Source organism: Micromonospora trifolii (genome assembly GCF_022229005.1).
Lineage (GTDB): Bacteria > Actinomycetota > Actinomycetes > Mycobacteriales > Micromonosporaceae > Micromonospora > Micromonospora trifolii.
On record NZ_JAKKFD010000034.1, the window covers coordinates 154,595 to 167,934 of the forward strand.

Annotated in this window: 12 protein-coding genes and 1 pseudogene; 9 read left to right on the forward strand and 4 right to left on the reverse strand. The window is 73.1% G+C overall.

Going from position 1 to position 13,340, the window contains the following annotated elements:
• Positions 1 to 68 precede the first annotated feature (68 nt).
• The 3 genes from NIE79_RS20995 to NIE79_RS21005 all read left to right on the forward strand — a co-directional run bounded on the left by NIE79_RS20995 (position 69) and on the right by NIE79_RS21005 (position 4,572).
• Positions 69 to 1,952, forward strand: coding sequence for an ABC transporter ATP-binding protein (locus NIE79_RS20995; RefSeq protein WP_238680172.1), 1,884 nt, complete (start codon positions 69 to 71; stop codon positions 1,950 to 1,952).
• The gene (locus tag NIE79_RS21000; RefSeq protein WP_238680173.1) at positions 1,949 to 3,739 is read left to right on the forward strand and encodes an ABC transporter ATP-binding protein; all 1,791 of its coding nucleotides are present in this window, start codon (positions 1,949 to 1,951) and stop codon (positions 3,737 to 3,739) included. Before NIE79_RS20995 ends, NIE79_RS21000 begins: the two co-directional genes overlap by 4 nt.
• Before the next feature lie 83 nt (positions 3,740 to 3,822).
• Positions 3,823 to 4,572: a DUF2470 domain-containing protein gene (locus NIE79_RS21005; RefSeq protein WP_238680174.1), complete on the forward strand. Its 750-nt coding sequence runs from the start codon at positions 3,823 to 3,825 to the stop codon at positions 4,570 to 4,572.
• Between the two features lie 18 nt (positions 4,573 to 4,590).
• Here the strand turns inward: NIE79_RS21005 and NIE79_RS21010 are convergent, their stop codons facing one another.
• From NIE79_RS21010 to NIE79_RS21020, 3 genes are all read right to left on the reverse strand, one after another.
• Positions 4,591 to 5,187 carry a TetR/AcrR family transcriptional regulator gene (locus NIE79_RS21010; protein WP_238680175.1) on the reverse strand — a complete coding sequence of 199 codons (597 nt, stop codon included), beginning with the start codon at positions 5,185 to 5,187 and terminating at the stop codon, positions 4,591 to 4,593.
• 96 nt (positions 5,188 to 5,283) lie between these two features.
• On the reverse strand, positions 5,284 to 6,039 hold the full coding sequence (locus NIE79_RS21015) for an ABC transporter permease (protein ID WP_238680176.1): 756 nt from the start codon (positions 6,037 to 6,039) through the stop codon (positions 5,284 to 5,286).
• Positions 6,036 to 6,791 (reverse strand): ABC transporter ATP-binding protein, encoded by a 756-nt coding sequence (locus NIE79_RS21020; RefSeq protein WP_238680177.1) that lies wholly within the window; start codon positions 6,789 to 6,791, stop codon positions 6,036 to 6,038. Before NIE79_RS21020 ends, NIE79_RS21015 begins: the two co-directional genes overlap by 4 nt.
• A 596-nt stretch (positions 6,792 to 7,387) precedes the next feature.
• Between NIE79_RS21020 and NIE79_RS21025 the strand changes: the two are divergent.
• From NIE79_RS21025 to NIE79_RS21040, 4 genes and pseudogenes are all read left to right on the forward strand, one after another.
• A pseudogene (locus NIE79_RS21025) lies at positions 7,388 to 7,618 on the forward strand (phosphoribosyl-AMP cyclohydrolase); the annotation flags it as partial.
• A 288-nt stretch (positions 7,619 to 7,906) separates the two neighbouring features.
• Positions 7,907 to 8,341: a phosphoribosyl-AMP cyclohydrolase gene (hisI, locus tag NIE79_RS21030; protein ID WP_238680273.1), complete on the forward strand. Its 435-nt coding sequence runs from the start codon at positions 7,907 to 7,909 to the stop codon at positions 8,339 to 8,341.
• On the forward strand, positions 8,338 to 9,891 hold the full coding sequence (locus NIE79_RS21035; protein WP_238680178.1) for an anthranilate synthase component I: 1,554 nt from the start codon (positions 8,338 to 8,340) through the stop codon (positions 9,889 to 9,891). The genes hisI and NIE79_RS21035 overlap by 4 nt, the downstream gene beginning before the upstream one ends.
• Complete coding sequence (locus NIE79_RS21040) at positions 9,888 to 10,457, forward strand: Trp biosynthesis-associated membrane protein (RefSeq protein ID WP_238680179.1); 570 nt, start codon at positions 9,888 to 9,890, stop codon at positions 10,455 to 10,457. The genes NIE79_RS21035 and NIE79_RS21040 overlap by 4 nt, the downstream gene beginning before the upstream one ends.
• Before the next feature lie 44 nt (positions 10,458 to 10,501).
• Here the strand turns inward: NIE79_RS21040 and NIE79_RS21045 are convergent, their stop codons facing one another.
• Positions 10,502 to 10,771: a hypothetical protein gene (locus NIE79_RS21045; RefSeq protein ID WP_238680180.1), complete on the reverse strand. Its 270-nt coding sequence runs from the start codon at positions 10,769 to 10,771 to the stop codon at positions 10,502 to 10,504.
• 487 nt (positions 10,772 to 11,258) lie between these two features.
• Between NIE79_RS21045 and trpC the strand changes: the two genes are divergently transcribed.
• Complete coding sequence (trpC, locus tag NIE79_RS21050; RefSeq protein ID WP_030334428.1) at positions 11,259 to 12,062, forward strand: indole-3-glycerol phosphate synthase TrpC; 804 nt, start codon at positions 11,259 to 11,261, stop codon at positions 12,060 to 12,062.
• Between the two features lie 38 nt (positions 12,063 to 12,100).
• Complete coding sequence (trpB, locus tag NIE79_RS21055) at positions 12,101 to 13,339, forward strand: tryptophan synthase subunit beta (protein WP_238680181.1); 1,239 nt, start codon at positions 12,101 to 12,103, stop codon at positions 13,337 to 13,339.
• The last annotated feature ends 1 nt before the right edge of the window (position 13,340 follow it).

The window sequence follows — 13,340 nt, forward strand, 5'->3', positions numbered from 1 at the left end:
GGGTCGGCGGCACTGGCCCCGACCGGTAAGGATGAGGGAGATAATTGCGGCTTACGGCGGGGGAGAGCGTGGCGAGCAAGACAAGTCGGGACGTTCTCAGTCGAGGGCTGGGAGTCCTGCGGCAGGCGATCCGTGAGCAACCGAGGATCTTCTCGGTGGCGGTCGTCGGCAGCGTGCTCTTCGGCGGGATGATCATTGTCAGCGCACGGGTCGTCGGGTCGGTCATCGGCGAGGTGGCGCTCCCGGCCATCGAACGCGGCGAGGTGGGCGCCGGCACCCTGGCGCTGGCCGCGGCAGCGTTGTTCGGGATCAGCGTGCTGCGGGTGGCGGGCATCTTCGGCCGCCGGCTCGGCGCCGGCTACATGCAGTACCGCCTCCAGGCCTCCTACCGCCGCCGGGTGACCCGTCGGTACCTGGAGCTGCCGCTGTCCTGGCACCACCGCAACTCCACCGGCACCCTGCTGTCCAACGCCAACTCCGACGTGGAGGCGGCCTGGTACCCGATCGCGCCGCTGCCGTTCGCCGTCGGAACGTTGGTGATGCTGGTCGGCGCGATCGTGTCGCTCTTCGCCACCGACTGGGCGCTCGCCCTGGTCGGGCTCGCGGTCTTCCCCGCGCTGTTCGCGCTCAACGTCGTCTACTCCCGCCGGATGGCCCCCCGGCAGGCCCGGGCGCAGCGCCTTCGCGCCGAGGTCAGCGGGATCGCCCACGAGAGCTTCGACGGGGCCCTGGTGGTCAAGACGATGGGCCGCGAGGCCCAGGAGACCGCCCGGTTCGCGGGCCGCGCCGGTGAGCTGCGCGACTCGCTGATCGCTGTCGGCCGGCTGCGTGGCATCTTCGACCCGCTGCTGGAGACGCTGCCCAGCCTCGGCACCCTCGCCGTACTGGTGGTCGGGGCGTTTCGGCTGCGCCAGGGCGCGATCAGCGTGACCGAGCTGGTCAGCGTGGCCTTCCTCTTCACAGTGCTGGCGTTCCCGGTGCGGGCCATCGGTTGGGTGCTGGCCGAGCTGCCGCGCAGCGTCGCCGGCTGGGACCGGGTGCGCCGGGTGCTCGACGCCACCGGCGAGATGCCGTACGGGCAGCGGGTGCTCGACCCGGCCGGCGCCGGCCCGGCCACCCTCACCTTCAACGACGTGCACTACTCCTACCCGCCGGCCGAAGCGCACCCGCCCGGCGCGCAGGTCCTCGGCGAGGTCGGCTTCACCGTGCCGTCCGGTCGGACGGTGGCCCTCGTGGGGCCGACCGGCGCCGGCAAGTCCACCATCACCTCGCTGGCGGTGCGCCTCGTCGACCCGGACTCCGGCACTGTGAGCCTGGACGGCGTGGACGTGCGCGAGCTGACCTCCGCGTCGTTGGCCGGCACCGTGGCCCTGGTCGCCCAGGTGCCCTTCATCTTCGACGACACGGTCCGCGCCAACATCGCCCTCGACCGGCCCGGTGTCGACGACGAGGTGGTCTGGGCGGCGCTGCGGTTGGCCGAGGCGGACGGTTTCGTCGCCGCGCTGCCCGACGGTCTGGACACCATGGTCGGCGAGCGGGGCACCTCGCTCTCCGGCGGTCAGCGTCAGCGGCTCACCCTGGCCCGCGCGCTGGCCGGTCGACCGCGCCTGCTGGTGCTCGACGACGCGACCAGCGCTGTCGATCCTCGAGTGGAGGCGGCCATCCTGGCGGGGCTGCGGTCGTCGACCACGGAGGCGGGAGTGCCGGCCGCGTCGATCCTGGTGGTGGCGTACCGCCGGGCCACCATCGCGCTCGCCGACGAGGTCATCTACGTGGAGCAGGGACGGGTGATCGCCCGGGGCACCCACAGCGAGTTGTTGGCCACCGTGCCCGGCTATGTCGACCTGGTCACCGCCTACGAGCAGGCCGAGGTGGAGCGGGCGCAGGAAAGTTCGTACGGCGACGACGTGGCGCCGCTGCCGTCGGGCCTGGAAATCGAGGTGGACCGGTGAGCGCGACTACCGAAACTAGTGACGAGCAGGAGGTCCGGCAGGAGACGACCTGGCAGACCCTGCGTCGGGGCCTGGCGCTCTCGCCGGAACTGCGGATCGGTCTGGCCGGCACGTTGGCCCTGGCGTTGGTCTACATGGTCGGTCGGGTCGCCGTGCCGGTCGCCGTGCAGCAGGGCATCGACCGGGGCCTCGTCGGTGGTCTGAATCTGAACGTGGTCTGGACGGTGGTGGCGATCACCGCGGCGATCCTGACGGTCACCACGATCTGCGGCTACCTGATGATGCGCCGGCTGTTCACTGTCAGCGAGACGGCGCTGGCCAACGTGCGGACGCGCGCGTTCCGCCACGTGCACGACCTGTCGATGTTGCACCAGCAGTCGGAGCGGCGGGGTTCGCTGGTCTCGCGGGTCACCAGCGACGTCGACCAGATCACGCAGTTCCTCCAGTGGGGCGGGGTGATCCTGCTGGTCAACCTCGGTCAGCTGGTGGTCACCACCGCCGTCATGCTGGCGTACTCCTGGCAGTTGACACTTGTGGTGTTGGCCGCGTTCGCACCGGCGGTGTTCGTCATCCGGCAGTTGCAACGCCGCCTCGGCACGGCGTACGCGACGGTGCGCCAACGCACCGGGACGTTGCTCGGCGCGATCGGTGAGAGCGTGGTGGGCGCGCCGGTGATCCGGGCGTACGGGATCGCCGGGCGCACCGAGCGGCGGCTGGACGAGGCGATCGACCGGCAGCGGCTGGCGCAGCAGCGGGCGATCCGGATCAGCATCGTGGGCAGCTCCGTCGGGGAGTTGGCGGCGGGGTTGGCGCTGGCCGGCGTGGTGGTGCTCGGCGTGCTGTTGGGGGTCGACGGCACGCTGTCGATCGGCCAGCTGACCGCGTTCCTGTTCCTGGTGACGCTCTTCATCCAGCCGGTGCAGATCGCCACCGAGGTGCTCAACGAGGCGCAGAACGCGATCGCCGGCTGGCGTCGGGTGCTGGACGTGCTGGACGTCGCCCCGGACGTGGCCGACCCGGGGGAGCAGGGGCGGGAGCTGCCGGGCGGGCCACTGGACATCCGGTTCTCCGGTGTGCGGTTCGCCTATCCGGGTGGTCCGCCGGTGCTGCACGACATCGACCTGGAGATCCCGGCGAAGAGCCGGGTGGCGGTGGTCGGTGAGACCGGCAGCGGCAAGACCACGTTCGCCAAGTTGCTGACCCGGCTGATGGACCCGTCGGCCGGGGCGGTGCTGCTGTCCGGGGTGCCGCTGACCGACGTCCGGTTCGACTCGCTGCGCTCCCGCGTGGTGATGGTGCCGCAGGACGGGTTCCTCTTCGACGCGACGGTGGGGGACAACGTCCGGTTCGCCCGGCCGGAGCTGACCGACGAGCAGTTGAGCGCCGCCTTCACCGAGCTGGGCCTGTCGGACTGGCTGGAGGGCCTGCCGGCGGGCCTGAACACCCCGGTCGGGGAGCGCGGCGAGGCGCTCAGCGTCGGGGAGCGCCAGCTTGTCGCGTTGGCCCGCGCGTACGTGGCCGATCCGGACCTGCTGGTGCTCGACGAGGCGACCAGCGCCGTGGACCCGGCGACGGAGGTGCGGTTGCAACGCACGCTGGACGCGGTCACCCGTGGTCGGACCACCCTGGCCATCGCACACCGGCTCTCCACGGCGCAGGCCGCCGACGAGGTGATCGTTGTGGACCGGGGTCGGGTGGTGCAGCGCGGCCCGCACGACGAGCTGGTCCGCGACGCCGACTCGGTGTACGGCCTGCTCTACGCCTCCTGGTTGGAGCAGACCCGGTGAGGTGCGCGGTGTGGTGGACGCCGACGGGCGGGTGCTCTAGGCTCCGGGTTAGGTAAGCCTAACCTCTGAAGGAGGTCGCGCCCATGCGGCCCAACTCCGCCGAGATCGTCCGTACCCTCGTCGCCGGCCGCCTGCCCGGCCTCGTGCACCTGGCCCACCGGCCGGGCCCGCACCACGCCCGGCATGTCACCGACTCGGACGGGCGGGTGCTGCTGCTGGTGCCGGTGGCCAGCCACCTGGCCGCCGCCCTGCAACCGGCCGCCGGGGGCAGCGACGTGGCGGTGGTGCTCGACGTGCTCGACCTGCCGCCCGCCGCCGGCGCGCCCGGCCTGGGTCGCGCCTGGGTGTCCGGCTGGGCGGCCGAGCTGCGCGGCGACGAGGCCCGCCAGGCGGCGGTCGACTTCGCCGCTGTGGAGCCGACCGGCGACCTGCTCGACCTGGGCACCCGGTTCCGGCTGTTCCGCTTCGAGGTGGTCGAGGTCCGCTGGGAGCGGGCCGGCGTCGTGCAGCGGATCGACCCGGTGGAGTACGCCGAGGCCGAGCCGGACCCGGTGCACCCGGTCGAGGCCCGCCTGCTCGCCGACCTGGCCGAGTGCCACGGCGCCCAGGTGACGGAGTATCTGCGCCGGCAGCTCGGTTTGACCGAGCAGACGCCGGACGGGCCGCCCCGGGTGGTGCGCATCGACCGCTACGGACTGGTGGTGGCCCTCGGCCAACCCGGTGCCCGGCGTCGGGTCCGGCTGGCCTTCCCGGGCCCGGTGGCCGACCCGGCCGAGCTGCCCCGGCTACTATCGCCGCTCCGACTCACTGCCGACGCCCGGCCCCCACGCTGACCGGGCTTCAACGCCGAGTCAGCTCGGCAGGGGGCCGGTGAGGTAGCGCTGGATCGTGGGGCCGATCGCGGCCACCAGGGTTTCCGGATCCGCCGAGGCGACCGGCTCAAGGCGCACCACGTGCCGCATCATGGCCAGGCCGATCATCTGGGTGGCCACCAATGAGCCCCGCAGCGGTAGCTCGACCGGATCGACGTCGAGGTTCTCCAACACCCGGCGCAGCACCTGGGTGGTGACGAACTCACGCAGCAGTCGAGCGGTCCACTCGTTGCTCACCGCCGAGCGCAGCAGTGCCTGCGCGGCGCTGCCGGTCGGAGAGTCCCAGACGCCGAGGAAGATGCGCACCATCCGCTCACCGACGGCGTCCCGGTCGCCGGCGAGCACCTTCGGCACCAGCTGGCCGGGGTCGACCGGAAAGTTCATGGCGGCCAGGAAGAGCTGGTCCTTGCTGCCGAAGTAGTGGTGCACCAGCGCCGGGTCGACCTGCGCCGTGCCGGCGATGCCCCGGATGGAGGCGGCGTCGTAGCCACGTTCGGCGAACGCCGTCCGCGCCGCGTCGAGAATCGCCTCCCGGGTGCCCGGGTTGCCGGGTCGCCGGCCGGTCCGCCGCGTCATCGCCGCCCTTCGTTCGTCCGCCTCGGCCCGTCGTGGGCCGGCCCGGCCCGCACCGGGGTCGGCTGCCGCGCTGGCCGCCGCCCCCGGCGCTGGCGGTCAGCCGCTGCGTCGGCGCAGGGTGGCCGCCGCGAGCACCAGCGCCAGCACCACCGCGCCGAACACCACAGCGACGTCGCGCCACATCCGGCCGGTCGGTTCGGCATGGGCGCCGACCTCCTGCAACGCCTCGATGGCGTACGACAGGGGGAAGGCGTCACTGAGCGCCTGGAGCCAGCCGGCCATCTGGTCGCGGGCCACGAACAGCCCGCAGAGCAGCAGTTGGGGGACCACCACGACTGGCAGGAACTGTACTGCCTGGAACTCGGTGCGCGCGAAGGCACTGCACAGCAGCCCGAGGGCGACGCCGAGCACGGCGTCGAGCACGGCGATCCCGAGCACCAGCCCGATGCTGCCGGCGGTCTCCAGATCGAAGATCCAGTACGCCACCGCGGCGGCGACGGCGGCCTGCACGGCGGCGGCCAGCCCGAACGCGATGCCGTACCCGAAGAGCAGATCGAGCTTGCCCAGCGGTGTGGTGAGCAGCCGTTCCAGCGTGCCCGAGGTGCGTTCCCGCAGCATGGCGATGCTGGTCACCAGAAACATGATCACGAAGGGGAAGATGCCGAGCATCACCAGCGCGATCCGGTCGAAGGTGGTCGGCTGGCCGGGCGGGGTCGGCTGGTCGGCGTACATGAAGTAGACAAGGGTGAGCAGGACGGCCGGCACCACCACGAGCAGCGCGATGGTGCGCCGGTCGTGCCGGAGTTGACGCAGGATGCGGCCGGTGGTGGCGGCGAGGATTCGCGGGTTCATGCTGTCTCCCGTGCAGCTGTCGCGTCGGTGCTGGTGGCGGCGGTCTCGCCGGCCCGGATGAGCCGCAGGAACGCCTCGTCGAGGTCATCCACGCCGGCGGCGGCGCGGATCGCGGCCGGGCTGTCGTCGGCGATCAACCGACCCTGGCGGATCAGCAGCAGTTGGTCACAGCGCGCCGCCTCGTCCATCACGTGGCTGGAGACCAGCAGGGTGGTGCCGGCGGCGGCCATCGCGTGGAACCGGGCCCACAGGTCGGCCCGCAGCACCGGGTCCTGGCCGACTGTCGGCTCGTCGAGGATGACCAGCTCCGGCTCCCCGACCAGGGCACACGCCAGCGAGGCTCGGCTGCGTTGACCGCCGGAGAGGGTGCCGACCAGTTGACCGGCGGCCTCGGCCAGCCCGACGTCGCTGATCGCCCGGTCGGCCTCGACGCGCCCACGCCCGTACAGGGCCGCGAAGTAGCGGGCGTTCTCCCGGACGGTCAGGTCGGCGTAGACGCTCGGCGCCTGGGTCAGGTAGCCCACCCGGTGCCGCAGCGCGGGAGTGCCCGCCGGTTGACCGAGCACGGTGACCGTCCCGCCACTGACCAGCTGCACCCCGACCACCGCCCGCATGAAAGTGGTCTTGCCACTGCCGCTGGGGCCGAGCAGCCCGGTGACCGCGCCGCGCGGGACCCGGCAGCTGATGCCGTCCAGCACCCGCCGCCCACCCCGGTCCACGACCAGGTCTCGGACGGCTATCGCATCGTCCATCACGCACCTCCACAGAAACTCATCACCTGTTGAACTCAACGCTAGATGAAATACCGGGCCGGGCGCAACGCCCGAACCGGTGTCCGGCTGCCGACCGTCGCGCGGAGCGCGAGAACGGGCAGTAGGCTCCGGACCGGACACGAAGTCCGCCAACGGGCATTGCGCGCCGATCGGACGTACGGCACGATGGCGCGGTGGGTCACGCTCCGTTACCGGATAGCGGTTTTCTTGAGGATTGGGCCGCGCGGTTGCGGCAGGCCGCCGAGCGGCCGGTCGTCGGCATCCTGTTGCGCGGCAGCCACGCCCGCCGCGCCGCCACCGCGCACAGCGACGTCGACCTCGACGTGTTGGTCGGCGGCGCCCCGTACGCTGCCCGCCGGGCCTACCTGGCCGAGTCCGCGGGCCAGGTCACTCACGTTTCGGTGGCCGCCCGGGACGTCCGGTCCTGGGTGCACCGACTCGGCGAACCGGCCGACTGGGCCTTCGGGCTGCCGGTCACCGCGCCGGCGCGGCTGCTCTGGGCCGACCCGCACTGGCGGCCCCGGATCGACCTGCCGGTGCTCTGCCAGCCCGCCGAGCCACCGCGACTGGAAGAGATGATCGCCACGCTGGGTAAGGCCGCCGCCGCCCGCGCCGCCAGCGACCGCCTCGGGGTGCGGCTCGCCGTCGCCGACCTGGCGCGACTCTGTCCCTCGGTGCTGCGGCCGGCCAACCCCTCCGTGCGGGTCCACTCCCGCCGGGCGGCCTTCGCGGCGGCCCTGGAACTGCCGGTGGCCCCACCCGGCTACCGGACGGACATGCTGCTCTGCCTCGGGCTGCGCCCGGGCGCCACCGGGCAGCTCTGGGCCGCCGCCGTACGGCTGGTCGCCGGCACGCTGCCGCTGATCCGGCCGTACGCCGAAGAGATCGCCGATGCGGCCGGCGCGGACCTGGCCGCCGCCCTGGTCGACGGCCGGCTGGACCGCTACGTCGCCCAGCTGGCCCGGCCGGCCGGGCCTCCGCCGCAGTCCGGGCCCCCGCCGCAGTCCGGACCTCCGCCGCTGTCGGGGCCCCCGCCGCAGCCCCGGCGGGAGCGGTCGGCGGTGCCCGCGCCGCGTGCGGGAGAATTGGTGACTGTGCCCGTACCTGACCCGCCGGTGACCGGCGTACCCAGCGATCCGAACGAGCTGGCCGCGCCCGCGCCGGCGCGCCCGTCCCGGCTCGACCCGGCCATCGCGGCCCAGCTGCGCCGCACCGCCGACGGTCTGGTCGCCGCGGTGGTGCGCGCGCACGACTCCGGTGAGGTGCTGATGGTCGCCTGGATGGACGACGAGGCGCTGCACCGCACCCTCACCACCGGCCGGGCCACCTACTGGTCGCGCAGCCGCCGCGAATACTGGGTCAAGGGCGCCACCTCCGGGCACCACCAGTACGTGCGGTCGGTCGCCCTGGACTGCGACGGGGACGCGCTGCTGGTGAGCGTTGACCAGGTCGGAGCGGCCTGCCACACCGGGCACCGGACGTGCTTCTTCACCGAGCTGCCCGTCACCGGGACGGAGGCACACCAATGACCGACGGCACCCTCAGCCCCGACCTGGCCACCTTCACCGCGCTGGCCGCCGACTGGCGGGTGGTGCCGGTCACCCGGCGACTGCTGGCCGACGCGGAGACCCCGGTCGGCGTCTACCGGAAGCTGGCCGGTGGACCGGGCACGTTCCTGTTGGAATCGGCCGAGCAGGGCGTCGGCTCGGCCGGCATGGCCTGGTCGCGCTACTCGTTCATCGGCGTCCGCAGCAGCGCGACACTGATCGAGCGCGACGGGGTGGCGACCTGGCTGGGTCAGCCGCCGGCCGGGCTGAGCACCGAGGGCGACCCGGTGCGGATGCTGCGCGAGACGGTGGCCGCGCTGGCCGGCCCGGTCGGGGACCCGTCCGACGGTCTGCCGCCGCTGACCGGGGGCATGGTCGGCTACCTTGGCTACGACCTGATCCGGCGCTTCGAGCGGTTGCCCGAGCTGACCGAGGACGACCTCGGCGTCCCGGAGCTGGGCATGATGCTCGCCACCGACCTGGTGGTGCTCGACCACTACGACGGCTCGGCGATCCTGGTCGCCAACGCGGTGCTGCCGCCGTTGGACGCCCCGGACCGCGCCCCGCAGGTCGCCGCCGCCTACCACCACGCGGTGGGCCGGTTGGACGCGATGACCTCGGCGCTGTCCCGGCCCATCCCGCCGATGATCTCCACGGTCGAGCGTCCGCCAGCCGGCGAGGTGCAGTGCCGTACGCCCGACGGTGGCTACCCGAAGGCGGTGGAGGCGGCCAAGGAGGCGATCCGGGCCGGTGAGTGCTTCCAGATCGTGCTCTCCCAACGTTTCGAGCGGACGACCCATGCCGACCCGCTGGACGTCTACCGGGTGCTGCGTACCAGCAACCCCAGCCCGTACATGTACCTGCTGCGCTTCGACGGGTTCGACATCGTCGGCTCGTCCCCGGAGGCGCACCTGAAGGTCACCGGGGCCGCGGACGGGCGGCGCCGGGCGTTGTTGCACCCGATCGCCGGCACCCGGCCGCGGGGCGGCACCCCCGCCGCCGACGCCGCGCTCGCCGCCGAGCTGCTCGCCGACCCGAAGGAACGGGCCGAGCACGTGATGCTTGTCGACCTCGGCCGCAACGACCTGGGTCGGGTCTGTCAGCCCGGCAGCGTGGAGGTGCCCGAGTTCGCCACGATCGAGCGGTACAGCCACGTCATGCACATCGTCTCCACAGTCACCGGCACGCTGCGTGACGACCAGAGCGCCTTCGACGCGCTGGCGGCGACCTTCCCGGCCGGCACGCTCTCCGGGGCGCCCAAGGTGCGCGCCATGGAGATCATCGAGGAGTTGGAGCCGGTCCGGCGTGGCCTCTACGGCGGCACCGTCGGCTACTTCGGCTTCGGCGGCGACCTGGACATGGCGATCGCCATCCGGACCGCGCTCATCCGCGACGGCCGCGCCTACGTCCAGGCCGGGGCGGGGGTCGTCGCCGACTCGGACCCGGCCGCCGAGGACCAGGAGACGCGCAACAAGGCCGCGGCCGTGCTGGCAGCGATCGCGGCCGCCGAAACCCTCCGGCCGGCACGGTGAACGGCCGGCGCGCGTTGACGTACGCCGTGCTGCTCTGCCTGGCCGGCGCCGGCCTGGCGCTGTGGGCCGCGACGCGCAGCTGGTCGGTCGAGCTGACGGTACGTCCGGCGCCGCTGCCGCCGGTGCGTGACACCCGCAGCGGTGCGAGCATGCTGCCCTGGTTGCCGGCGTTGGCCCTGGTGACGTTGGCCGGGGGTGGCGCGGTGCTGGCCACCCGGGGCCGCCTGCGTCGGGTGCTCGGGGTGCTGCTCGGCCTGCTCGGGCTGGCCGTGGCGGCCGGCGGCGGGTACGGGCTGGTGGCCGACGTGGGCGGCGCGGTGAGCCGGCAGTGGCCGGCGCTCTGCCTGCTCGGCGGCCTGTTGGCCGCCGTGGGCGGCTGGTGGACGGCGATGCGTGGTGGCGAGTGGCCGGCGATGGGTGCCCGGTACGAACGTCCGGCGCGGACCGCTCCGGAGGCCGCGTCGGCGCAGAGCGACCCGGCCGGGCCGCCGACGCCGTTGGCGGGGCGGCGGACCACCGAGGCGTGGGACGCGCTGGACCGGGGCGAGGACCCCACTGCCGACTGACGCCGGTGGCCGAGTGACGTGTTGCCGCAGCGGCCGGCGGGCGGTCAGCCGACCGGCTGGCGCTCCCACTGGGTGCGGCTACTGACGGCGCGGGCGGCGGTCAGCTCGGCGACCAGGCGGTTCAGCTCGGCGCGTTGGTCGGCGCGGGCCCGGTCGGCGCAGACCGCCTCCCAGGCGTTGCCCCGGGCCGTCCGCATCCGTCCCTCGCCCACCACGGCGCGTTCCACGGTGTGCACCACTCCGACGGCGAGCGACGCCACCGTCCGCGAGATGGTGGTCAGTCCGATGGTCGGTTGCGGCTCGGAAATGCTCATGGTCACCTCGCACGAGGAGTTGCTGCGGTCGGGGCAGGCGCGCCATCGAGTCTGCCCGAGGACGATGCTCGCCGGTCGACGTTTCGCCGCGGTGACCGCCCGGTCAACTGTCTCGCCTCGGCCGTGAGCAGGCACCGTCCGTTCGGCCTTGAGCTTGCTCACAGCATCGATCGATGTCGCTGTGGTCGGGCGCGGAGGGGGAACTGGTGGCATGATCGATGGATCGGCCCGGTCTGACCGCGGCCGCCAGGCTCCATACCGCGTGACGGTGGTCGATACCGGAGGTGGCGCTGCGTGACAACCCCTTCACGGCAAGTCGGCCATTATGCCGCAGCCCTTTTCGTGAGCAGCGCCATACCCCCGGCATTCCGTGTCGGTCGGCTGGCCCTAGCATCGGCCCATGACGCCCGGAGAGGGGAGTCCGTTCGTGACTGCTGAGCATGCGCACGCGGAGGGGGACGAGGCCGGCCAGGCAGCGTCCGTAAGCGTGCTCGACGAGATTCTGGCTGGCGTGCGTGAAGACGTCGCCCGGCGCCAGGAGCAGGTTCCGCTGGAGCGGATCCGTGAACTGGCAGCGGCGGCGCCGCCGCCCATGGACGCGTACGCGGCGCTGCGCAAGCCCGGCGTGGCCGTGATCGCCGAGGTGAAGCGCTCGTCGCCGTCCAAGGGCCGGCTGGCCGAGATCGCCGATCCGGCCGACCTCGCTGTCGACTACGCGGCCGGTGGGGCGCGGGCGATCAGCGTGCTGACCGAGGGCCGCTGGTTCGGCGGTTCGCTGGACGACCTGGCGGCCGTCCGTGCCGCGGTCACAGTGCCGGTGCTGCGTAAGGACTTCGTGGTCTCCAGCTATCAGATCCACGAGGCCCGCGCGCACGGCGCCGACCTGGTCCTGCTGATCGTCGCCGCACTCGAGCAGAACGTCCTGATGGGCCTGCTGGAGCGCATCGAGTCGCTGGGCATGACCGCTCTGGTCGAGGTGCACGACGAGGAAGAGGCCGACCGCGCGCTGGAGGCCGGCGCGCAGGTGATCGGGGTCAACGCCCGTGACCTGCGTACCCTGGAGGTCGACCGGTCGGTGTTCGAGCGGATCGCGCCGGGCCTGCCCAGCAGCGTCGTCAAGATCGCCGAGTCCGGCGTTCGTGGTCCGCACGACCTGATCCGGTACGCCTCCGCGGGCGCCGACGCGGTCCTCGTGGGCGAGGGCCTGGTCACCCAGAAGAGCCCCCGCGAGGCGGTCGCCGAGTTGGTCAACGCCGGCAACCACCCGGCAACGCCCCGGCCGGTGCGCTGACCCCGCGCCGGTCTGACGTCCCACCGAGAGGATTTCCGATGAGCGCCGACGCGCTGGCCCCGGTGGCCGGCCCGCAGCCCGACTCCGCCGGCCACTTCGGCCGCTTCGGCGGTCGGTTCGTTCCCGAGGCCCTGGTGGCCGCGCTGGACGAGCTCGACGGGGCGTGGCGTACGGCGATGACGGACGAGTCCTTCCGGGCCGAGTTCGGCGCGCTGCTGCGCGACTACGCCGGCACGCCCTCGCTGCTCTATGAGGCCCGGCGGTTCTCCGCGAAGGTCGGCGCGCGGGTGCTGCTCAAGCGCGAGGACCTCAACCACACGGGTGCGCACAAGGTGCGCAACGTGCTCGGCCAGGCGCTGCTCACCAAGCGGATGGGCAAGACCCGGGTGATCGCGGAGACCGGCGCCGGCCAGCATGGTGTCGCCACCGCGACCGCCGCCGCCCTGTTCGACCTGGAGTGCGTGGTCTACATGGGCCAGGTCGACACCGAGCGGCAGGCCCTCAACGTGGCCCGGATGCGGATGCTCGGCGCCACTGTCGTCCCGGTCACCAACGGTTCGCGCACCCTCAAGGACGCGATGAACGAGGCGATGCGCGACTGGGTGGCCAACGTCGACGAGACGCACTACCTGATCGGCACCGCCGCGGGCCCGCACCCGTTCCCGGCGATGGTGCGCGACTTCGTGCGGGGCATCGGTGACGAGGCCCGTCAGCAGTGCCTGGACCTCACCGGCGGGTTGCCGGACGCCGTCACCGCCTGCGTCGGCGGCGGCTCCAACGCGCTCGGCATCTTCCACGCCTTCGTGGGCGACGAGGCGGTGCGGCTGTACGGCTTCGAAGCCGGCGGCGACGGGGTGGCCACCGGCCGGCACGCGGCGAGCATCACCGGAGGATCCGCAGGGGTGCTGCACGGCACCCGCACGTTCGTGCTCCAGGACGCCGACGGGCAGACCCTGGAGTCGCACTCGATCTCCGCCGGCCTGGACTATCCGGGCGTCGGGCCCGAGCACGCGTGGCTGCACGACACCGGCCGGGCGAACTACCTGCCGGTCACCGACGACGAGGCGATGGCCGCGTTCGAGCTGCTCTGCCGCACCGAGGGCATCATCCCGGCGATCGAGAGCGCACACGCGCTCGCCGGCACCGTCGCGCTGGCCCCGAAGCTCGCCGTGGAGCTGGGCCGGGAGCCCACCATCGTGGTCAACCTCTCCGGGCGGGGCGACAAGGACGTGCACACCGCCGGCGACTACTTCGGCATCCTCGACAAGGAGCGGTGAG

Coding starts and splice junctions, on each gene's coding strand:
- NIE79_RS21005 (WP_238680174.1), top strand. CDS start 3,823: ATGCGGCCCAACTCCGCCGAGATCGTCCGTACCCTCGTCGCCGGCCGC.
- NIE79_RS21010 (WP_238680175.1), bottom strand. CDS start 5,187: ATGACGCGGCGGACCGGCCGGCGACCCGGCAACCCGGGCACCCGGGAG.
- NIE79_RS21015 (WP_238680176.1), bottom strand. CDS start 6,039: ATGAACCCGCGAATCCTCGCCGCCACCACCGGCCGCATCCTGCGTCAA.
- NIE79_RS21020 (WP_238680177.1), bottom strand. CDS start 6,791: ATGGACGATGCGATAGCCGTCCGAGACCTGGTCGTGGACCGGGGTGGG.
- NIE79_RS21035 (WP_238680178.1), top strand. CDS start 8,338: ATGACCGACGGCACCCTCAGCCCCGACCTGGCCACCTTCACCGCGCTG.
- NIE79_RS21045 (WP_238680180.1), bottom strand. CDS start 10,771: ATGAGCATTTCCGAGCCGCAACCGACCATCGGACTGACCACCATCTCG.
- trpB (WP_238680181.1), top strand. CDS start 12,101: ATGAGCGCCGACGCGCTGGCCCCGGTGGCCGGCCCGCAGCCCGACTCC.